This is a genomic window from Amycolatopsis rubida (assembly GCF_900115345.1).
GTDB classification, from domain to species: Bacteria; Actinomycetota; Actinomycetes; order Mycobacteriales; family Pseudonocardiaceae; genus Amycolatopsis; species Amycolatopsis rubida.
In genome coordinates, this window is record NZ_FOWC01000015.1 from 58,205 (window position 1) to 77,522 (window position 19,318).

20 protein-coding genes are annotated in these 19,318 nt (G+C 67.4%); 11 read left to right on the forward strand and 9 right to left on the reverse strand.

Annotated features, from left to right (window positions below; all coding sequences use genetic code 11):
* The first annotated feature begins 134 nt into the window (after positions 1–134).
* The 5 genes from BM362_RS37435 to BM362_RS37455 are packed head-to-tail and all read left to right on the forward strand — an operon-like array spanning position 135 to position 4,608.
* Positions 135–722, forward strand: coding sequence for an Lrp/AsnC family transcriptional regulator (locus BM362_RS37435; RefSeq protein ID WP_093576373.1), 588 nt, complete (start codon positions 135–137; stop codon positions 720–722).
* A gap of 29 nt (positions 723–751) precedes the next feature.
* Positions 752–2,332, forward strand: coding sequence for an amino acid ABC transporter permease/ATP-binding protein (locus BM362_RS50125; protein WP_093576374.1), 1,581 nt, complete (start codon positions 752–754; stop codon positions 2,330–2,332).
* A gap of 14 nt (positions 2,333–2,346) precedes the next feature.
* On the forward strand, positions 2,347–3,540 hold the full coding sequence (locus BM362_RS37445) for an aromatic ring-hydroxylating oxygenase subunit alpha (RefSeq protein ID WP_067581970.1): 1,194 nt from the start codon (positions 2,347–2,349) through the stop codon (positions 3,538–3,540).
* Between the two features lie 7 nt (positions 3,541–3,547).
* Complete coding sequence (locus BM362_RS37450) at positions 3,548–3,760, forward strand: ferredoxin (RefSeq protein ID WP_093576375.1); 213 nt, start codon at positions 3,548–3,550, stop codon at positions 3,758–3,760.
* A gap of 5 nt (positions 3,761–3,765) precedes the next feature.
* A complete protein-coding gene (locus BM362_RS37455; RefSeq protein WP_143132605.1) occupies positions 3,766–4,608 on the forward strand; it encodes a transporter substrate-binding domain-containing protein in 843 nt (280 codons plus the stop codon).
* A 76-nt stretch (positions 4,609–4,684) separates the two neighbouring features.
* Here the strand turns inward: BM362_RS37455 and BM362_RS37460 are convergent, their stop codons facing one another.
* From BM362_RS37460 to BM362_RS37500, 9 genes are all read right to left on the reverse strand, one after another.
* Positions 4,685–5,068: an MHS family MFS transporter gene (locus BM362_RS37460; protein ID WP_143132606.1), complete on the reverse strand. Its 384-nt coding sequence runs from the start codon at positions 5,066–5,068 to the stop codon at positions 4,685–4,687.
* A gap of 554 nt (positions 5,069–5,622) precedes the next feature.
* Complete coding sequence (locus tag BM362_RS37465; RefSeq protein WP_093576446.1) at positions 5,623–6,702, reverse strand: phosphotransferase family protein; 1,080 nt, start codon at positions 6,700–6,702, stop codon at positions 5,623–5,625.
* Entirely contained in the window at positions 6,699–7,430 is a 732-nt protein-coding gene (locus BM362_RS37470) for an SDR family NAD(P)-dependent oxidoreductase (RefSeq protein ID WP_244287410.1), read from the reverse strand. The genes BM362_RS37465 and BM362_RS37470 overlap by 4 nt, the downstream gene beginning before the upstream one ends.
* A gap of 50 nt (positions 7,431–7,480) precedes the next feature.
* Positions 7,481–8,788 carry an acyl-CoA dehydrogenase family protein gene (locus BM362_RS37475; protein WP_093576379.1) on the reverse strand — a complete coding sequence of 436 codons (1,308 nt, stop codon included), beginning with the start codon at positions 8,786–8,788 and terminating at the stop codon, positions 7,481–7,483.
* A 49-nt stretch (positions 8,789–8,837) separates the two neighbouring features.
* Complete coding sequence (locus tag BM362_RS37480) at positions 8,838–9,944, reverse strand: DUF1214 domain-containing protein (RefSeq protein WP_093576380.1); 1,107 nt, start codon at positions 9,942–9,944, stop codon at positions 8,838–8,840.
* A 10-nt stretch (positions 9,945–9,954) separates the two neighbouring features.
* A complete protein-coding gene (locus BM362_RS37485) occupies positions 9,955–11,169 on the reverse strand; it encodes a CaiB/BaiF CoA transferase family protein (protein WP_208865457.1) in 1,215 nt (404 codons plus the stop codon).
* 52 nt (positions 11,170–11,221) lie between these two features.
* Complete coding sequence (locus BM362_RS37490; protein WP_093576381.1) at positions 11,222–12,208, reverse strand: ABC transporter substrate-binding protein; 987 nt, start codon at positions 12,206–12,208, stop codon at positions 11,222–11,224.
* A 2-nt stretch (positions 12,209–12,210) separates the two neighbouring features.
* Positions 12,211–13,023: an ABC transporter ATP-binding protein gene (locus tag BM362_RS37495; protein WP_093576382.1), complete on the reverse strand. Its 813-nt coding sequence runs from the start codon at positions 13,021–13,023 to the stop codon at positions 12,211–12,213.
* A gap of 13 nt (positions 13,024–13,036) precedes the next feature.
* Positions 13,037–13,921: an ABC transporter permease gene (locus BM362_RS37500; protein ID WP_208865458.1), complete on the reverse strand. Its 885-nt coding sequence runs from the start codon at positions 13,919–13,921 to the stop codon at positions 13,037–13,039.
* Positions 13,922–14,082: 161 nt separating this feature from the next.
* On the opposite strand from BM362_RS37500, the gene BM362_RS37505 reads away from it, so the two are divergent.
* The 6 genes from BM362_RS37505 to BM362_RS37530 are packed head-to-tail and all read left to right on the forward strand — an operon-like array spanning position 14,083 to position 19,298.
* On the forward strand, positions 14,083–15,258 hold the full coding sequence (locus tag BM362_RS37505; RefSeq protein WP_093576383.1) for a lipid-transfer protein: 1,176 nt from the start codon (positions 14,083–14,085) through the stop codon (positions 15,256–15,258).
* Positions 15,258–15,716 (forward strand): MaoC family dehydratase N-terminal domain-containing protein, encoded by a 459-nt coding sequence (locus BM362_RS37510; RefSeq protein WP_093576384.1) that lies wholly within the window; start codon positions 15,258–15,260, stop codon positions 15,714–15,716. The genes BM362_RS37505 and BM362_RS37510 overlap by 1 nt, the downstream gene beginning before the upstream one ends.
* Positions 15,713–16,144, forward strand: coding sequence for a MaoC/PaaZ C-terminal domain-containing protein (locus BM362_RS37515; RefSeq protein WP_093576385.1), 432 nt, complete (start codon positions 15,713–15,715; stop codon positions 16,142–16,144). The genes BM362_RS37510 and BM362_RS37515 overlap by 4 nt, the downstream gene beginning before the upstream one ends.
* A gap of 2 nt (positions 16,145–16,146) precedes the next feature.
* Entirely contained in the window at positions 16,147–16,977 is an 831-nt protein-coding gene (locus BM362_RS37520) for an SDR family NAD(P)-dependent oxidoreductase (RefSeq protein ID WP_093576386.1), read from the forward strand.
* Between the two features lie 9 nt (positions 16,978–16,986).
* Entirely contained in the window at positions 16,987–18,123 is a 1,137-nt protein-coding gene (locus BM362_RS37525) for an acyl-CoA dehydrogenase family protein (protein ID WP_093576387.1), read from the forward strand.
* Positions 18,120–19,298, forward strand: coding sequence for a TetR/AcrR family transcriptional regulator (locus BM362_RS37530; RefSeq protein ID WP_093576388.1), 1,179 nt, complete (start codon positions 18,120–18,122; stop codon positions 19,296–19,298). Before BM362_RS37525 ends, BM362_RS37530 begins: the two co-directional genes overlap by 4 nt.
* Positions 19,299–19,318: the final 20 nt, after the last annotated feature.

Consider the following 19,318-nt stretch of genomic DNA (forward strand, 5'->3'; position numbering starts at 1 on the left):
CTGAAGGCCAGTAGCACCGGTAGCTGGTGAGACTTTAACTGGTTGAGCGCTTTTGCACCAGTGCGACTTTCGATATCAAGATCTTTTCTGATTTTGCTTGTCGAATCAGAAAACGAGGCTTACGGTTCTCCGGCATGGACGAGGATCGAGAGCGGACCGGGGCTCGGGTGGTGCGCACCCGCACCGTGTGGGCCGCGGAACCGGAGCCGGCTCACCTGTCGTTCGAGCATCTGGACGAGACCGACCGCGCGATCATCCGGTTGCTCCGCGAGGACGGCCGGATGAGCAACGCGCAGATCGCACGGGAACTCGGCACCAGCCAGCCGACGATCCGCAACCGGATCGCCCGGATGACCAAGGGCGGCCTGATGAAGGTCGCCGCGGTGCTCAACCCGTCCGCCCATGGTTATGCCTGCGACGTCGTTTTCGGCATCCGCTGCGAACCGGGCACGGCCGAGGCGATCGCGGAACGCATTTCGTCCCGGCAGTACACGCTGTACGTCGGTTTCACGAGCGGTGTCTATGACCTTCTCATCGACGTTCTGTTCCACAGCGACCGCGATCTCTACGGATTCCTGCAAAGCGAGCTCTACCCGCTGCCGGGGGTGGAATCCGTCGACGTGATGCACGTGATCAAGGCAGGCCGGGTCGATTTCGACTGGACCGTGCCGATGCGTCTGGGGGATGAGTCCTCGTCCGGTCCACCGCGGCCCGGGCCGTAACACACCACACAGATTGGTGAGGGTGGCAGATGCTGAACGACATCCTCGGGTACGCGACCTTGCCCTACTTCCTGGAAGGCATTCTGGTAGCCCTGCGCATCGCAGGCGCGACCTTGGTTCTTTCCCTCCTGCTGGGACTCGCGCTGGCGCTGGCGCACAACGGGAAAATCCGTTTCCTGCGCTGGCTGGTCGGTGGTTATCTCTGGGTCATCCGGAGAACGCCGGTGCTGCTCCAGCTCATTTTCTGGTATAACGCCCTGCCCGCGATCGGGCTCCGGCTCGGCGGTGAGCTCACCGCGATCTGGTCACTGACCATCGCCTTCGCCGCCTTCGTGTGCGAGCTTTCGCGCGGCGGGCTGATGGCGGTGAAGCAAGGACAGCTCGACGCCGGCGCCGCGCTGGGCATGTCCCCGGCCACGGTGTTCCGGCTGGTTCGCGGCCCGCAGGCGTTGCGCGTCGTCCTCCCCGGCTTGTGCACACTGGCGACCTACCTGGTCAAGGAAACTTCGCTGGCGTCGGTGATCGCGGTCGACGAGCTCACCTTGCGGGCGCAGCAAGAGGTGTCGCGGACGTTCCAGTTCGTCGCGGTTTTCGGTGGGGCGGCAGCGATTTACATCGTGGTCAACACGGTGATCGCGTTCGTGCAGCGGGCGTTGGAGAAGAAGCTCGACTACACCCGGCGCAAGCCGCCGCGTGACCTGCCGAGCGCGCCGGGCGATCAGCCACCGGCCGCGGAGGCCAAACGGCTGCTCGACGAGGTCGTCCTCAGCGAAGCACCGCCGGGCCGGCCCCACGTTGTTTCGGCGCGGGGAGTGGTGAAACAGTTCGGTGATCACGTCGTGCTGAACGGCGTCGATCTGGATGTCCGCCACGGTGAGGTGGTGTGCGTCATCGGCCCGAGCGGTTCGGGGAAGACCACGCTGCTGCGCTGCCTCAACAACCTCGAACCGGTCACCAGCGGCGTGATCGAGGTCAACGGGGTCGAGCTGGGCACCCGGACCGATCGGTCCGGCGCCCGGACGGTGATCACGAGCGAACGCCGGCGGGTGCGCGATCGCGCCCGCGCCCGGGTCGGCATGGTCTTCCAGCAGTTCAACCTGTTCGAGAACCTGACCGTGGGCAAGAACCTGGCGGCGGCGCCGGTCCGGACCCAGAAACGGGACCCGGAAGAGGTCCGGCGCGTCGCCGGCCGGTTGCTGTCGGCCGTCGGGCTGGCCGGCTACGGCAACGCCTATCCGCACCAGCTCTCCGGCGGGCAGCAGCAGCGGGTCGCGATCTGCCGGGCGCTCGCCGCCCAGCCGAGCGTGCTGCTGTTCGACGAACCCACCTCGGCCCTCGACCCGGAGAAGGTCGGGGAGGTCCTGCAGATCATGCAGGAACTCGGCGAGCTCGGCATGACGATGATCGTGTCGACCCACGAGATGTCGTTCGCTCGCCGCTGCGCGACTCGCGTCGTCTTCATGGACGGCGGAAACATCGTCGAGTCGGGAACTCCCCAGCAGATATTGGAAAACCCGCGAGAACCCCGTACCCGCCAGTTCTTGCGAACGGTGCTCGGCGACGGCGTGCTGGCAGTCGCGAGCGTGCCCGCCGAAGGTGACGAAAAGTAGTCAGGAGAGACGAGATGCACGACCTTGAGGAATTCGCGAAGTCCACCGTCGAGCCGGCTGAGGCGTTGACGCTGCCCCCGCGGTACTACGTCGACCCGGCGATCTTCGAATACGAGCGCGAGCACATCTTCGAAAAGGAATGGCTTTGCGTGGGGCGCACCGAACAGTTGCGCAATGCTGGCGATTACTTCACCGTGACGCTTTTCGGCGAGCCGATGGTGCTCGTCCGGGGCGCCGACATGGAGATCCGCGCGCTGTCGTCGGTGTGCCGCCATCGGGGAATGCTGATCACCACGCCGGGCGACGGCGCGGACGGCGACTGGAACGACCTCGACGAGAGCAGCGGCAACTGCGGCAAGGCGTTCAAGTGCCCGTATCACTTCTGGCAGTACGGGCACGACGGGCAGCTCGTACAGGCTCCGGACATGGATCGCACCCCGGGCTTCGACCCGTCGGCGATCCGGCTCCCGTCGTTCCGCTGCGAAATCTGGCTCGGGTTCATTTTCGTCAACCTCGACGACAATGCCGCACCGTTGGCGCCGCGGCTGGAAAAAGCCGCCGCACTGGTCAAGAACTGGGATTTCGAGAACTTGGTGTCCGCGCCGCCGCTCGATCTGCCGGGAATGCCGTGGAACTGGAAGATCCTGCACGAGAATTCGGCCGAAGGTTACCACGTCGACCGGCTGCACGGTCCGGCGCACTACGTGGAGCCCTCGGCCGGGGTCGAGGTGCACGAGCATGAAAAGGGCGACGCCGCCATCACGTTCGGCATGCGCGCGATCCACCCCGATTTCGCGCTGAACCCGACCGGCAAGCCGTTTTTCCCCGTCCTGGAGAGTCTCACCGAGGAAGAGCGGACCGTGTCGTTGTGGGTGCTCATCCCGCCCACGTTGCTGATCGGCACCAACAGCGATTCGGCGTTCTACCGGATCATGCGCCCGGAAGCGGTCGACCGCACCGGCATCCACCAGTCCTACCTCACCCCGCCCGATTATCAAGCCAACCCGCTCTATGACGACCTGCTCGCGATGTCCGGTGATTTCCATGCCGCGTTGAACCGGCAGGACTGGATGGCCGACGCCGCCATCCAGCGCGGGATGGGCTCGCGGCATTCGGCCCGCAGCCGGATTTCCTGGCAGGAGGGGCCACTGGTCCAGCTCTACTCCTGGCTCCAGGCGCGCTATCTGCCCGAGGCCGGCGGGAAGTGAGGCGCGCATGTACGAGATCCGGGTCGATGAAGAGAAATGCTGCGCGTACGGCAATTGTGTCGTCGCCGCACCCGATGTGTTCGCTTTGGGCGAGACGGACAAGGTGATCGTGCTCCAGCCGGAGTTCCCGTCGGTGCCGCCACACGTCTACCGCGCAGTCCGTTCCTGCCCCGCTTACGCGCTGACGGTCGGCCGAGCCGAGACAACCGAGGAAAGGTGAGTGTCGTGCTCATTACTGGGAACAGAGCCCGGCGAGCGCTCGCCGGTTGTCTTGCGGTGATCGTGTCCGCCGGGATGCTCAGCGGATGCGCCGGGTCCTCGGGCGGCTCGGCGCCCGCGGTGCTGGTGATCGGCACGTCGGGCGATTTCCCGCCGTGGGAGTACCGCGAGAGCGGCGGCAAGGTCACCGGCTGGATGGTCGACATGGTCGACCACGTCCTGGCCGATGCCGGGTACCAGGCGGAATGGAAACAGGTGTCCTTCACCGGACTGCTGCCTGCCCTGCAGTCCGGGCGGATCGATCTGATCACGTCGCTGTACAACACCCCGGAGCGGCGCAAGGTCATCTCGTTCATCGATTTCGCCGGAGAGCGGAACGCGGTGGTGACCCGTACTGCCGACGCCGGTGCGATCAAGAGCTGGCAGGATCTGTGCGGCAGCACCGTCGGATCGCTGATCGGTTCGTCCCCGCTGGCGGCCGCGGTCGCGGCCGGGTCGAAGCAGTGCACGGACGCGGGCAAGACCGCGATCAGGAACCAGAGTTATCAGTCGGTCGCGCAGGAGCTGCGCGACCTCGAAGAGGGCCGGATCAAGGCCGCCATCGACGGCGGGGTCGGGTTCAGCTATTCCGCCCAGCACAGCGGAGGCAAGCTCGCCGTCGCGTATTACGAAGGCGAAAAGAGCATCGTGGGCTGGGGAATCCGCAAGGACAACCCCGTCGTGGACAAGCTCGGCCCGGCGATCGAAGGATTCCTCACGTCGGATGCCGCTCGGGAAGTGGCGCGGAAATGGTCGCTGCCACCGGACTTCCTTCAGCGGAAACCGGTGATCGCCAAACAGGAAGGCTGACCGCGGCCCGAGCCGGCCAAAGCCGTGAAGGGAACCTTCGCCGACGCTGATTCCCCCAGGGGCGCCTTCACGGACTTCAGCCGGAGAGCCAGCGGCCGCCGGAGGAGGCTCGGGTGAGTTCGGCAGTGGTGATCAGGCTGGCGATCACCAGTGCCGTTGCCGCGGGCCAGAAATCCCCGCCCGCCGACGCGACGAGCGTACTGACGAGGATCGGGATCAGGCCACTCCTGAGAAGCGCCGCGACGTGGTAGCACAGCGAAATTCCGGTGTAGCGGGCCTCGTCCGGAATTGACAGGCGAGAAGGAACCGTCACGGTGTAAGAGCCATAGACCGCCAGATGCGCCACGGTAACCGAAATCGACAGGCCGACGTCGCCCCGGCAGTCCGTGGTCAGGACCGCTGGGGAACGACCGGGGAGCCGGCATGATGCCACCCCGGAAGGCGTGGCGACGGTGGCCACGGGCCTTGGAACGCCGGGCGAGGAAGAGCAAGGCAATCACCCGGTTCGCGCGGGCACCACTCCGGACGCTTTCGCACAAGCGGGCAGGAAACTCGCCAGAACGTAGGCGGCGTATCCCGCGAGCGCGGCAGCCGTTCCCGCGAGTACCGCAGACGGGAACGCCACGCCCAGGCCAGTGCTCACTGGCCCGCCGACGCGTCAACGTGTCGTGACAAGCACTGCCGCCAGGCGGGCGCCACCAGCGAGCGGCGCAGCGGCGTGCCAAGGAGATTGGGAAGTCCTACCGGCAACGGCAGAAGCCACCCTGCGGCGAACCAGCCGGTCTGACCCACCGGATTGACCAACGATTCGATCCGCGGCCACCATCGGCACACGGACGCGACCCGGTCCCATGCCTAGGGCAAACCGATGGTTTCGCGCGTCCTGGCAGGCAACAGCCGGCATCCGGTCGCGGGGCCGCATCCGGAGCGGCTGCACTCCGTTTGCCCTTGCTGTGTCCAGCAGCCGGGTCGCCGCCTGCGAGATCGCTGCGCTCCTGGAGCAACAGGGAAAACTCAGAGCGCGGCGTCCCGCAGGCTCCAGCGCCCGGAGGTGATCCGAAAAGCTGCTTCGAGCAGACCGATCGCTGCCTCGTGCAAACGCCTCGCCGTCGCACCGTCCGCTTTGCCCGCGAGGTGGCGCGCCCAGGTTCCGTCAAGCAGAATGCCCAGCTTGAAGCCCGCGAGGGCGACGTACCAATCCACTGAATCGAGGTCCCGGCCAGACACCGCGGCATACGCGGCGAGCAACTCCGCGCGATCGGCGAGACCGCCGGACGCGCCTAGGCTTTCGGGCAGTTGCTCGATGGCCTGCTCGTTTCCTCCTGGCCAGCAGACCAGGAGCCAGCCAAGATCGAGAAGGGGATCGCCCACTGTGGCCATCTCCCAGTCGACGACGGCCAGCACTTCCGGCTCAGTGCGATGAAACAGCACGTTGGCCAGTTGGTAGTCGCCGTGCAGGATGGCCGGCGGTGTGTCCGGCGGACGGTTCTCCCGCAGCCAGGCACTCACCTCGACGAGATGCGGCAAATCCGCGGAACGGTAGCCCGCGGTGGCCGAATACGCATCGGCGACGGCCAGCCACCGCGGGACCTGCCGCTCCAGAAATCCCGGCTTTCCCCAACCGGCGAGGCCGACCGCCTCGACGTCGACATTGGCCAGCCGTCCGAGTGCGTCGGCGACGGCCAGGCCAGCCGCATGGCGCTTCGCTGGATCCCCGTCGTACACCGGATTCGATTCCGCGCTCGGATTGAAGCCGTCGACCAGCTCCATGAAGTAGAAGACGTCGCGTCCGAGCACCGTCGAGTCGGGGCAGGCCCAGAGCAGTCTCGGGTGCGGCACGGCGGAGCCGGCCAATGCGCTCAGGACGGTCATTTCGCGGCGAAGCGAAGCGTTGCTCGCCGGCCGTGGATGGACCGGCGGACGGCGCAGTACGACCTCGCGGCCATCGATGTCGACGGCGATCACGACGTTCTGCGTACCGCCCGAGAGCCTCCGAGCGTCCCCGAGCTTCGCAGGGGCGCGCTGGCTGCGGAGCCATGCCTCGATTCTTGTCCGGTCCTCGTGCGAAATCGGGTCCTGATGCTCGTCGCTCATGCCGGCGCCCAAGCGAGGCCGCCGTCGATCTTCAGGATCGCCCCGGTCGTGTAAGTCGAGGATTCCCCGGTGAGGTGAAGAGCCGCGGCGACGATTTCGCCCGCCTTCCCGAGCCGCCGCAACGGAACCTGGGTCCCGGACAGCTCAGCGACCGCGGCCTCCGGCCAGCCCGCCGTGGCGTCGGTCTGAAATGCGCCGGGCATGATCGCGTTGACCCGGACTTCCGGCCCCAGCGCGTGCGCAAGCCCGACGGTCAGCGTGTTCAGACCTGCCTTCGCGACGGCGTACGGCAACTCCCGGGCGGTGGGCTGGACAGCTGCGATGCTGCTGATATTCAGGATCGTGCCTCCGCCGGCTTGTTTCATGCGGTCCCCGGCAAGCACGCTCAGGCGCCAGGCGCCTTTGAGGTTCACTTCCAGCACCTTGTCGAAGAGCGCCTCGTCAACGTCAGCGAACGACGGGTACAAGGGCGACATTCCCGCGTTGTTGACCAGCACATCGATGCGGCCGCACTCTTCCAGCACCCTGCGGACTAGCTGGTCGCAGTCCTGCCAGCGGCCGACATGGCACGCGAGCGGCAACGCTTTGGCGGCACCGGCCGCGGCGGCTTCCTGTGCCACCGCCTCGCATGCGGCGAGCTTGCGGCTGGCCACCACGACAGTCGCTCCCCGCGCGGCGTACCCGAGCGCCATTGCCCGGCCGAGGCCGCGACTGCCGCCGGTGACCACGACGACTCGGCCAGCGAAGCCTTCGCTCGGCTCGGCCGGGGCTGGAGAAGTCATCGGTCCTGCTCCGCGGGCGAGGTCAAGGCCAGTGCCGGGGAATGCTTGCTGCGGGCGGCGTCGGCGAGCGTCGGGAGGTGCCCCCGCGGGAAAAGCCCGGTGTTCTCCCGGACATCCCGCATGAGCTGCTTCGCCACCTGCACCTTGTGCAGTTCGGTCGCTCCGTCGGCCAGTCCCATGTGGAAGCTTTCCATGACCCACCGGCCGAAGGGCATCTCGGTGGAAATCCCCAGCGACCCATGCACCTGGATGGCCCGGCCTGCCACGTCCAGCAGCACCTTCGGCATGGCCGCCTTCACCGCCGAGATGTCGGCGACGACCTTCCTGTAGTCGTTGCAGCGGTCGATCTTCCACGCGGTCTGCAGCACCAGCAGCCGGAACTGCTGGAGCTGGATCCACGAGTCGGCGATCATCTCCTGCACCAGCTGGAGGTCGCCGAGCCGGCCCCCGCGGGTCTGCCGGGACACCGCGCGTTCGAGCATCATGTCGAGGCTGGCCCGCACCAGCCCGACGGTCCGCATGGCATGGTGGATGCGGCCGCCGCCCAGCCGGGTCTGGGCCACCGCGAAGCCGGCCCCCCGCTCGCCCAGCAGATGGCCGCGGGGAACACGGACCGAGTGGTATCGCACGTAGGAGTGGCAGGCCTGTTCCTCGCGATGGCCCCACACCGCGACGTTCCGGACGATCTCGACGCCGGGGGTATCCGACGGGACCACGAACATCGACGTGCGGCGGTGCGGGGCCGCATCGGGGTCGGTCACCGCGAGCACGATCTGGAAGGAGGCGAAGTTCGCGTGCGACGAGAACCATTTCTCGCCGTCGATGACCCACTCGTCGCCGTCCAGCACCGCCCGGGTCGCGAAGCCGGTGGGGTCGCTGCCGCCGCGGGGCTCGGTCATCGAGTACGCGGAGACGATCTCGCCGGCGAGCAGCGGCTCGAGATAGCGGTGCTTGAGTTCGGCGGTGCCGTAATGAGCCAGGATCTCGCTGTTGCCCGAGTCGGGCGCCTGGCAGCCGAACACGACCGGCCCGCTGTGGGTGCGTCCCAGTATCTCGTTGAGAAGCGCGAGCTGCACTTGTCCGTAGCCCTGTCCGCCCAGCTCCGGGCCGAGGTGACAGGCCCAGAGCTTGCGTTCGCGCACTCGCTCCTGCAGCGGCTTGACCGCCGCGTTGCGCACCGGGTCGCGAACGTCCCACGCGTGCGCGATGACGTGGTCGAGCGGTTCGACCTCGTCGCGCACGAACTGCTCCACCCAGCCGAGTTCCTCGCGGAACTCGGCGGGCGTCTCGAAACTCCAGCTCATGATGCACCAATCCTTCCGGGGTCTGCGAAGTCCGCGACGGCGCCCGCTGTCACGAGACGGGCCGAAGCGTGGGCGTCGCGAGTTCGCCCGTTTCCTCGTGCTGGATGTACCGGATCACCACGATTCCGTCCGCATGGCCGCACGGATCGAGCCAGTTGCCCGGCTCCGGCTCAGGTCCGATGCGGACCGGGATCGTGCCGTCCTCGTCGGGAACCAGGTGCGCGTCGTTCAGATGCGTCCGGCGGTCCCGGGAATCCAGCGATTCGAACCAGCGGTTGTAGAGGTCGACTCCCACATAGCTCGCGGCGGGCGGCCGGAGCTTGACCTCGAGGGCCTTGGCGGCGCTGAGATCCCACCAGCCGGCGATGTAGTGGTTGGTCGGCGTCCCGTAGAAGAAGCTGAAGGCCCGATCGTCGGCCGCCCAGGCATGGTGAAGCTGGTTCGGCCGGGCCTGGAGGGTCTCGACCAGCTCGGCCAGCCATCGCCGGGCGAGGCGCAGGCCCTTGGCGGCGAGGTCCACGCGATGCGCGAGCTGCGCTTCCGCGAGCGGGGGACGCGGTCCGGCCGGCTGGCCGAGACGCTCGATCTCGATCGTCGGACGCGTCTGCGTTTCCGGGAACTTGGCGTAGTCGCGCAGGAGGAGTTCGCCACAGCTCTCGTCCATCACGAGGCCTGGGCGATCACCGAGCTCCGGGGACAGGTAGAACTCGTACTCGCCGTCGGCGTCGCACAGATCCGGCGTGATGACGAGGGTTCCCGCGACGCGCGAGTCGCCCGTTGACCGATGCAGTTGGGCAGAGAAGAAGGGCGTGTCCCCGCGGCGGCCGTGCACGCGGTATTCCTCCGAGCCCGAGATCTTCGCCAGGTAGTAGTTGCAGTCGGCCGCGTCGCCGAAGAATTTTCGAGTCGGCGTCTGCACCAAGATGGCTTCGGGCCGTTGCGGATCGTTGCATTCGATGAGTGAGTCCGCCAGATGGCTCAGGTAACGCAGCGCGTGCCGGATCCCCTCGGCCCGGTCGATCGCGTTGTCGCAGCGCAGCGCCCAATCGCCGAACGCCGCGATGCTGTCGCCAAGTTTCGACCACGAGTTCCGGAGTGCCTCCGGGCCTGGCGGCTGAGTGTGCGCGCCAGCTGTGTCTTCGGGTACGGCAGTCACGGTGTGCCCCTTACGGTCTGGAACAGGAACGTCGGACGGAATCGCGTGCCGTGGGTTCGCGCACGGCAGCGCAGTCGCGGATCTCGGTGTCGTTCTCGCCGAGCTCCGGCACTGGGCCGGGCGTGCGAAAGAGCGGCGGACTCGCGTGATAAGGCAGGCGTGGTACCACATAGGCCTCGCCCGCGGCGGCCCGCGCCGGGCTGAAGACGCCGTTGGCAATCACATCTTCGGCGGCCATGACCTGGTCGTAGGTGCGGACCACGGCGGCTACCACGCCCGCGGAGGCCAAAGCATCCACTGTTTCCGCGGCGGACTTGCTGCTTAGCGCCTCGCTCAAGGTCCGGAGCAGTTCGGTTCGGTTCGCCACCCGGCTGGCATTGTCAGCGAACCGCGGGTCATCGGCGAGTTCGGGGCGTCCGGCAGCCTCGCACAGCCGCACCCAAGCGTGGTCCTGGTACCCGCTGATGACGATCGGCCCGTCGGCGGCGTCGATCACGTCCGCGGCCGGTGCGACACTCGGCTGACCGTTTCCGCACCGTGACATCATGTTTCCGGTGACCTGTTGTTCAGTCCAGTTCGGCGTCTGGAGATGGATCGCGACGTCCAGCAGGGGCACGCGAATCTCCGCACCTGCCCCGAACCGGTCGCGCCGCAGCAGCGCGGCGAGAACGGCCTGCGTGACGACGTAAGTCGTGGCATGGTCGATGACGGGCGTGCCCACGCGCTGCGGGTGCCGGTCCGCTTCGCCCGTCATCGACATCAAGCCGCTCTCGGCCTGTGCCGCGATGTCGAGTCCGGGCCGGGTGGCCGACGGCCCGTGGGGTCCGAAGCCGCTGACGGACACAGAGATGATGTCCCGGCGAATCTCGGCGAGCTGCTGATGCCCGAAGCCGAGGCGCTCCAAGGCGCCGGGACGCCAGTTGTGCAGCACGACGTCACAGGTCGCGACCAGCTTGCGAGCGAACGCCTTGTCGCCGGGGTCCTTGAGGTCCAGCCGCAGCGACCGCTTGCCGCGGTTGTAGCTGCGCAGAATCGCCACCGCGTAGGCGGCGTCGGTCCTTCGGGCGGCCTCGCCGCCGGGCGGCTCCAGCTTGATGACATCGGCGCCCAGTTCGACCAGTTGCTGGCCAGCGCCCGGGATCGCCACGAGCTGCCCGATTTCCAGCACCCGGACACCTTCGAGCGGAAGCATTTCCATGGTCGTTCTCGCCTTCTTGATGGTCATCGGCACCGTTTCGGCGCCGTGCGGGACGACGCTCCGGACCGGGGCGAACCCCTCATCCGCAGGCGCTGTTCAGAGCGACGTCCTTGCCGGAGGGGTTGTGGGTGCTCTTGTTCACCCACGCGACATTGTCCTTCCACTCCGGTTCGCTCACGCTCGTGCGCCACAGGTGCTGTCCCTCGTCTTTCCACAGCTGGACCGCGTCGGCGGCCGGGATGCCGGTGACCCCGGCAAGGACCTTCGCTCCGGCGTTCACGTTGGCCGGATCGGACATCCACCGGTGGATGTCGGCGAACGCGGCGCAGACCTTGCTCATCCTGGCCGCCTCCTTGCCCGACGTAGCCCAGAGCGCGGAAATGCCGTAATGCGCGATTTCGCCGGCACTTCCGTCACGAGGATCGGCGAGCGTGGTGAGGTCGATCCCCTGGTTCTTGAACGTCGCTTGGCTGGTGTAGCCGAGCACCGTGGCGTCTGCGCCGCCGTCGCGCAGCAGCGGAATAACGTTGGCCATGGGGCCCGCACCGACGAAGGTCACCTTCGCGGGGTCCAGCCCCTTCTCCCGCAGAAGCTCGTCCACGAACATCTCGGAGGCGCCACCACGGGCAGTGACGGCGACCTTCTTGCCGATCAGTCCCTCGACGTCTTTGATGCCGCTGGACTTCGTGGCCGCGACAGTGAAGTCAAGCGAAGCGTAGAGAGGAAGAGTGCGAAGGTCCTGGCCCTGCTGCAGCGCCGCGATGACGGTGGATCCTCCGTTCACCGCCGCCTGGGTGCTTCCGCCGATCAGGCCGCCGAGGATCTCCGGTCCGGATTTGCCCTTGACGAGCGTGACTTTGAGCCCGTGCTTCGCGAAAAGGCCCTCGCTCTCGCCGATGTAAGCCGGAAGTGACAGCACGCTCCCCGGGAACACACCGATCGACAGCGAGGAGATCGCGCCGGCGGATGCGGAATTGACGGAGTCGCTGCCGGTCGAACCGCAGGCGGTCAGGGCGAGCATCGCCGCCGCCGCGAGAGACGAGGCGTGGAGAGTGTGCTTCTTCATCGTCAGTCCTCTTGTCCGGATAGTGGTTCGGGCAGGTGGTTGAGGCGTCGTTGCAGGCGGTCGTAGAGTTCTGCGAAGCGCTTGTCGACGCGTACTGCCTCCAGGTCGCGCGGCCGGCGAAGGCCGACCGTGACGTCGTCGAGGATCCGTCCGTTGCCGAGCAGCACGACCCGGTCGGCCAAGCTGATCGCCTCGGTGAGGTCGTGGGTCACGAACAGCACGGTGCGTTCCTGCTCCTGCCAGAGGTTGAGGAACTCGTGCTGAACCGCGACGCGCGTGTGGGCGTCCAGTGCGGCGAACGGTTCGTCCATGAGCAGGATCTCCGGATCCAGTGCCCAGGTCCGCGCCAGCGCCACCCGTTGCCGCATCCCCTGGGACAGCTGCCACGGCCACAACCGGTCCGAACGACCGAGATGCACCGCGTCGAGCCAGCGCATCGCGATTTCGCGCCGGCTCTTGCGGGGGAGCCCGCGCAGTTCGAGTCCGTACTCGACGTTCCGCCGGGCGTTCCGCCACGGCAGCAGCGCGTCCCGGGCCATCATGAAGCCAAGGCGCCTGCGTGCTCGGGCCGGCGGGCCCCCGAGGACCGCGGCTTCCCCCGAGGACTGCGAGACGAGCCCGGCCACCAGGTTGAGCAACGTGGTCTTGCCGCATCCGCTGCGTCCGATCAGGGCTACGAACTGGCCTGCCGGGACGCGAAGATCCAGATCGTCGATGACCGTGTTGAGTTCCCCGCCGGGCGCGGCGAACTCGACGCGCACGCCGCCCAGAACGATGGCGTCGCCTCGGGCCGGGCTGACAACCGGACTGGACATGAACCTTCTCCTTTCAGCGCCGCGCCGGGGCCTGCCACCGGAGCAGGTACTTCTCGACGAGGGACATGGCCTGGTTGAGGAGGACGGCGACGACCGCGAGCAGGATCAAGATCGCGTAGACGGCCTCCATCCGGAATTGGGCCGAGTAGACGGCGATGAGCTGGCCGAGGCCGTCGCGGGCGGAGATCAGTTCCGAGCCGACCACGCCCAGGAGCGAATAGATCAGCCCGAGGCGCAGCCCGGAAAAGATCGCCGGTGTCGCCACCGGCAGCAGGATCCGCCAGAAGATCTGGATCTTGCCGGCGTCCATGACCGCGGCCAGCCGGAGCCACTCGTCGTCGGTGGACTTCACCCCCGCCCGCGCGCTGGAGCAGACGATGAAGAACACCAGCGTGACCGCCAAGGCGACTTTGGCTGTGGTGGTGATCCCGAAGACCACGATGAACAGCGGCGCGAGCGCCAGGCGCGGCATCGCGTTCGCGGCGTCGAAGTACGGTGCGACGACTCGCTCGAGAGAGGGCAGGAGACCGAGAGCGACGCCGACGACGACCCCGGCCGCGCCGGCCAGGACCCAGGCGATCAGGACGGCGATCATGGTCGAGTTCAGGTTGGCGGGCACTTCCCCGGAGCTCCACGCCGACCGGAGGTACTCCCACGCCTGGCCCGGCGACTTGGCCAGTGCCGGCTCGAACCACTGCTGCACCGCGGCCAGCTGCCAGAGCCCCAGCAACGCCAATCCGAGGAGGAGCTGCGCGAGGTGCACTGCCCAGCTCCCGCGACGGCCGGCGCGGGAGCTGTTCGGCCGCCGCACCGGGGAACGCCGCTCCGCACGGTCTCGCATGCGTCCGGCCGCCGCGGCTCGCCGGGCCGTGGACCGCGCCTGTGTCGCTGTGCCCATTCCTGATTCCTATTCCATGATGTGACTCGCCATGCGTGTGATGAAGAGAACTCTCACACAGAGATTGCTACGTGGTCAAGCAGTGTGCGAGAGTTAAGTGAATCGCGATACTTATGATCTTCGCTCAGGCGACGAGTTCACACCGGGAAGGAAGCGACGCCATGCAACGCGTCTTTGTCAGCGGAGTGGGGATGGTTCCCTTCTCGGCGCCCAGCCGATCCGAGCCCTACGACGTGCTGGCCGCCGCCGCGGTCCGCGCCGCGCTCGCCGACGCGGGGATCGGTGTCGAGCAGGTGCGGCAGGCCTACGTCGGCTACGTGTACGGCGACTCGACCAGCGGCCAGCGAGCGCTCTACCCGGTGGGCATGACGGGCATCCCGATCGTGAACGTCAACAACAACTGCTCCACCGGATCGTCCGCGCTCTGGCTGGCCCGGCAGGCTGTGGCCAGCGGCGCGGCCGACTGCGTGCTCGCGCTCGGGTTCGAACAGATGGAGCGCGGTGCGCTCACCGCCAAGTGGCCGGATCGCCCCAGTCCGTTCTCGGAGTTCGAGGCCCTCGCCGCCACGAGACAGGGTGTCAGCGATGCGCCTTTCGCGGCACAATTCTTCGGCGGAGCGGGTGCGGAGTACGCAGAGCGGTACGGAACCGACCCGAAAACTTTCGCGATGGTCTCGGTGAAGGCACGTCAGCACGCGCGGCGGAACCCGTACGCCGTCTTCCGCGAGCCGGTGACCCTTGAGGAAGTGCTGGAATCCCCGACGATCTACGGCCCGCTCACGCGGTTGCAGTGTTGCCCCCCGACCTGCGGCGCCGCGGCAGCTGTGGTCGTCAGCGAGGAATTTGCCCGCCGCCACGGCTTGCGCGCGGACGTAGCGATCGCGGCGCAGGCGATGACCACGGACCGCAGCGAGTCCTTCACCGACATGGTCAACCTCGTCGGGTACGACCTCAGCCGTCGAGCGGCTGACGCCGTGTACGAAGAAGCGGGGGCCGACCCCGCCGACGTTCAGGTGGTGGAGCTGCACGATTGCTTCAGCACCAACGAAATCCTGAGCTACGAGGCCCTCCGGCTGACGCCCGAGGGAACCGCGGAGAAGTTCGTGCGGGACGGCGAGAACACCTACGGCGGACGCGTCGTCACCAATCCCTCCGGCGGATTGCTGTCGAAGGGGCATCCGCTCGGCGCGACCGGCCTCGCCCAGTGCGCAGAGCTCACCTGGCAGCTTCGCGGCGAGGCAGGCCAGCGCCAAGTGGAGGGCGCCCGGCTCGCGCTGCAGCACAACATCGGCCTGGGCGGCGCCGCCGTCGTCACGCTGTACGAGCGGGTGAGCTGATGCCGATCGATGTCGAGCGTGCGCGGGCGCTCGCGCTGCCGTCGTTCCAGGTGACGATCGAGCGGGGCCGCTTGCGTGCTTTCGCGAAGTCCATCGGCGAGACCGACCCGGTTTATCTCGATGTCGAGCACGCACGATCGGCCGGACATCCGGACCTCCCCGTGCCGCCGACCTTCTTCTTCAGCTTGTCGCTCGAAGCCCCGGATCCTTTTGGCTACCTGCGCGAACTCGGTGTCGAGCCGAGCCAGATCCTGCACGGTGAACAGCGATTCGACTATCGCCGGATGGCCTACGCCGGCGACGTCGTCACGCTCTCGGAGCGGATCACCGACGTGGTGAGCAAGCGGAACGGAGCAATGGAGCTGGTGACGAGAACCACCGAGATCTCCCGGCACGGAAACCTCATCGCCACGGCGAGCGGGGTCCTCGTCGTCCGGAACCACGGAGCCATGGCATGAGCGAATCCCTGCCGCACGCCGGGTTGCGGGCCGGCTGCTCGCTGCCGCCGCTGGCCCTTCCCGAGATATCACGCACCGCTCTCGCCTTGTTCGCCGGCGCCAGCGGTGACCACAATCCGATCCACATCGATCCCGACTACGCCCGAGCCGCGGGATTCGACGACGTCTTCGCGCACGGAATGCTGAGCATGGCCTACCTGGGCCGGCTGCTGACCGGGTGGGTGCCCCAGGAGCGGATCAAGACCTTCTCGGTGCGGTTCGTCTCCATCACGCCGATCCACGCGGAACCGACCTGCACCGGAACCGTGGTCGCCCGGGAGGGCGACACGGCGACGCTGGAGGTCGCCGTGCGGCTCCCGGACGGGACCACGACCCTGCGCGGGCAAGCCACGATCACTGTCCCTGCCGCCGGAACGACGGAGAGCTGAAGATGAGTGCACTCAAGGGGAAGGCCGCGATTGTCACCGGTTCGGGCCGGGGCATCGGCCGGGAGATCGCCGTCAAGCTGGCGTCCGGCGGCGCGTCCGTCGTCGTCAACGATCTCGACGCGGGCCCGGCGGAGAAGACCGTCGCGGAGATTCGCGACGCCGGAGGGGAGGCCGTGGCCGTCCCGGGCAACATCACCCACCCGGACTTCGCCGGACGGTTCGTGCAGGCCGCGGTCGACAGCTTCGGGGGAGTCGACATCGTCGTCAACAACGCGGGCTACACGTGGGACTCGGTCGTCCAGAAGATGACCGACGAACAGTGGGACGCGATTCTGGACGTGCATCTGCGCGCCCCGTTCCGCATCCTGCGGGCAGCGCAGCCGGTCATCTCCGCCGCCGTCAAGGCAGCACGGGCCGCGGGCGACCCGGTGCCGTGCCGCAAGGTCGTCAACATCTCCTCCATCGCCGGCCTCGGCGGCAATGCGGGACAGGCCAACTACGCGGCAGCCAAGGCCGGAGTCACCGGTCTCACCAAGACGCTGGCCAAGGAGTGGGGACGCTTGAACGTCACGGTCAACACCGTGGCCTTCGGCTTGATCAAGACCCGGCTCACGGCGGCTCCCGCGGACGGCGACGCCACCATCGACATCGAGGGACGGGAGCTGCGCGTCGGCGTCAACCCCGACCTTCTCGACGCGATGTCCCGCCAGATCCCGCTCGGCCGCGCGGGGACACCGGCCGAGGCGGCCGGAGCGGTCTATCTGCTGTGCCTGCCCGAGTCCGACTACGTCTCCGCGCAGACCGTCGTCTGCGGCGGCGGCTTCACCGCGTAAGGAGCCACCATGCGGCGTACGATCTTCGAACCCGAGCACGACGTCTACCGTGACAGCGTGCGAGCCTTCCTCGGAAAGCGGGTGATCCCGTTTTACTCCCAGTGGGAGAACGACCGGATCGTCCCACGCGAACTCTTCGCCCAGGCGGGCGACCTTGGCGCGTTCGCGGCAGTGCCGGCCGAGTTCGGCGGAGCGGGAATCATCGACTACCGGTACAACGCGATCCTCCCGGAAGAGGCCGCCTACGCGGGCGTCGCCCCCGCTCTCATCGGGCTGTCGCTCCAGTCCGACGTGACCCTGGCGTACCTGCTGGCACTCACGACCGGCGAACAGAAGGCACGCTGGCTGCCGGGAGTCGCCTCCGGGGAAACGATCACCGCCATCGCGATGTCGGAACCGGGAACCGGCTCCGACCTCGCCGGAATCCGTACCCGCGCGGTGCGCGACGGCGACCACTACGTCATTTCAGGCACCAAGACGTTCATCACCAACGGCATCAACGCGGACCTGGTGATCGTGGCGGCCCGCACGGCTGAGGACCCGCACCGCGGGTTGAGCCTGATCGTCGTCGAACGCGGCACGCCGGGTTTCGAGCGGGGACGCGCTCTCCAGAAAATCGGCTTGCACGTGCAGGACACCGCGGAGCTGGTTTTCGACCACGCGCGCGTTCCTGCCGCGAACCTCCTCGGCGACGAAGGCTCGGGCTTCTTCAGCCTGACGACGAACCTCCCGCAGGAACGCCTCTCGCTGGCGGTGGCCGGTGTGGCGGGCGCGGCCGCGGCGCTCGACTGGACCGTCGGCTACGTGAAGGACCGCACCGCGTTCGGGCGGAAGATCGGCGATCTGCAGGCCACCCGTTTCAGGCTGGCCGAGCTCGTCACCGAGGTGGAGATCACGCAAACGTATGTCGACCGCTGCATCAGCGAGCACAACGCGGGCACGCTGTCGCCGGTCGCCGCCGCCAAGGCGAAATACTGGGCGACCGACCTCCAGGGCCGGGTCGTGGATGCCTGCGTGCAACTCCATGGCGGGTATGGATACATGGCCGAGTACCCGATCGCACGCGCGTTCATCGACTCGCGGGCATCACGCATCTACGGAGGCACGAACGAGATCATGAAGGAAATAATCTCGAAGGCGCTATGAACGACTCCATCGAAAGGCGCCCCATGACAACCGTCAGACGTCGGCCGGCGAACCGGCGCCAGCTCATCGTGGAAGCTGCCGGCCACCGATTCTCCCAGCAAGGGTTCGAGAACGTCGCCATGGGTGACATAGCCGCCGACGTCCACATCGGCGCCTCGGCTCTTTACCGCCACTTCAGCAGCAAGTCCGAACTGCTCTGCGCTGCTCTTGACGCAGAACTGGACCGTCTCGGCCAAGCGATCACGGCTGGCGTATCGGAGGCCGAGGATCTGGACCGCAATCTCGAGTCCGTGGCACAGTTCGCCGTCACGAACAGGCGAGCCCCCTTGTTGTGGGAACGAGAGGCACGCCACCTCACGGCCGAAGAATGGAGTCCTCGCGCGGCCAATCTGCGCGAGGTGCGCGACCGGTTCATCGCGGCCCTGTCCGGCGGCAACGCCGACGAGGGTGCCGTTCTTCGCGCACGCGCGGCGCTCAGCGCACTGCTGAGCCCGGCATTCCACAGCGTCTCCCTGCCGCCGGATGCCTTCCGTTCCAGCCTCCAGCATCTCGCGAAGCGGATCCTCGCCGCGAAGCTGCCCGCCGTCGGCAAACGCACCGTCCCCGCCGCGGCCCGGGGCCTCGCACCCGCGTCGAAGCGAGAACTGATCATCCAGGCAGGCTTGCGCATTTTTCGCGAACAGACATACGCGGGCACCCGGTTGGAGGACATCGCCGCCGAAGTCGGGTTGTCGACGTCAAGCCTCTACAACCATGTCGAGAGCAAGGCCGACATCCTCGAAACTGTGCTTCTCCGCGGAAACGGCTATCTCCACGTGACACTGGACGACATACTGGCGAGCGCGTCCGACGAGGAGGACGCGCTCCGACGACTCGTCGGAGTCTTCGCTTCCTTCGCCGTCAGGCGAGCCGAAGTGACCGACGCGATGGTCACCGACCTCCGAGCGCCAGGAAACACGACGGAGCAACTTCGCCAGGGGCAGCGCGAATACGTGGAGGAGTGGGTCCACCTCTTCATGGCACTGCACCCTGGCCGCGGCAGGCAAGCGGCGCACATCGAGGTCCAAGGAACGATCATGACCATCATCGACATCGCCCGCGATCGGCAATACGGGTGCGTGGACAACCTCGCCGATCTGCTGACGTCTCTGGCGACCCAGGTATTGATCTACTAGACGCCCCGCAGAGCACTGTC

Bases quoted from the DNA above. Each gene is read 5' to 3' on its own strand.
- BM362_RS37525 (WP_093576387.1), top strand. From the start codon at position 16,987: ATGCGGCGTACGATCTTCGAACCCGAGCACGACGTCTACCGTGACAGC.
- BM362_RS37435 (WP_093576373.1), top strand. From the start codon at position 135: ATGGACGAGGATCGAGAGCGGACCGGGGCTCGGGTGGTGCGCACCCGC.
- BM362_RS37520 (WP_093576386.1), top strand. From the start codon at position 16,147: ATGAGTGCACTCAAGGGGAAGGCCGCGATTGTCACCGGTTCGGGCCGG.
- BM362_RS37530 (WP_093576388.1), top strand. From the start codon at position 18,120: ATGAACGACTCCATCGAAAGGCGCCCCATGACAACCGTCAGACGTCGG.
- BM362_RS37510 (WP_093576384.1), top strand. From the start codon at position 15,258: ATGCCGATCGATGTCGAGCGTGCGCGGGCGCTCGCGCTGCCGTCGTTC.
- BM362_RS37450 (WP_093576375.1), top strand. From the start codon at position 3,548: ATGTACGAGATCCGGGTCGATGAAGAGAAATGCTGCGCGTACGGCAAT.
- BM362_RS37445 (WP_067581970.1), top strand. From the start codon at position 2,347: ATGCACGACCTTGAGGAATTCGCGAAGTCCACCGTCGAGCCGGCTGAG.
- BM362_RS37505 (WP_093576383.1), top strand. From the start codon at position 14,083: ATGCAACGCGTCTTTGTCAGCGGAGTGGGGATGGTTCCCTTCTCGGCG.
- BM362_RS37465 (WP_093576446.1), bottom strand. From the start codon at position 6,702: ATGAGCGACGAGCATCAGGACCCGATTTCGCACGAGGACCGGACAAGA.
- BM362_RS37515 (WP_093576385.1), top strand. From the start codon at position 15,713: ATGAGCGAATCCCTGCCGCACGCCGGGTTGCGGGCCGGCTGCTCGCTG.
- BM362_RS37495 (WP_093576382.1), bottom strand. From the start codon at position 13,023: ATGTCCAGTCCGGTTGTCAGCCCGGCCCGAGGCGACGCCATCGTTCTG.
- BM362_RS37475 (WP_093576379.1), bottom strand. From the start codon at position 8,788: ATGAGCTGGAGTTTCGAGACGCCCGCCGAGTTCCGCGAGGAACTCGGC.
- BM362_RS37500 (WP_208865458.1), bottom strand. From the start codon at position 13,921: ATGGGCACAGCGACACAGGCGCGGTCCACGGCCCGGCGAGCCGCGGCG.
- BM362_RS37490 (WP_093576381.1), bottom strand. From the start codon at position 12,208: ATGAAGAAGCACACTCTCCACGCCTCGTCTCTCGCGGCGGCGGCGATG.
- BM362_RS37485 (WP_208865457.1), bottom strand. From the start codon at position 11,169: ATGACCATCAAGAAGGCGAGAACGACCATGGAAATGCTTCCGCTCGAA.
- BM362_RS50125 (WP_093576374.1), top strand. From the start codon at position 752: ATGCTGAACGACATCCTCGGGTACGCGACCTTGCCCTACTTCCTGGAA.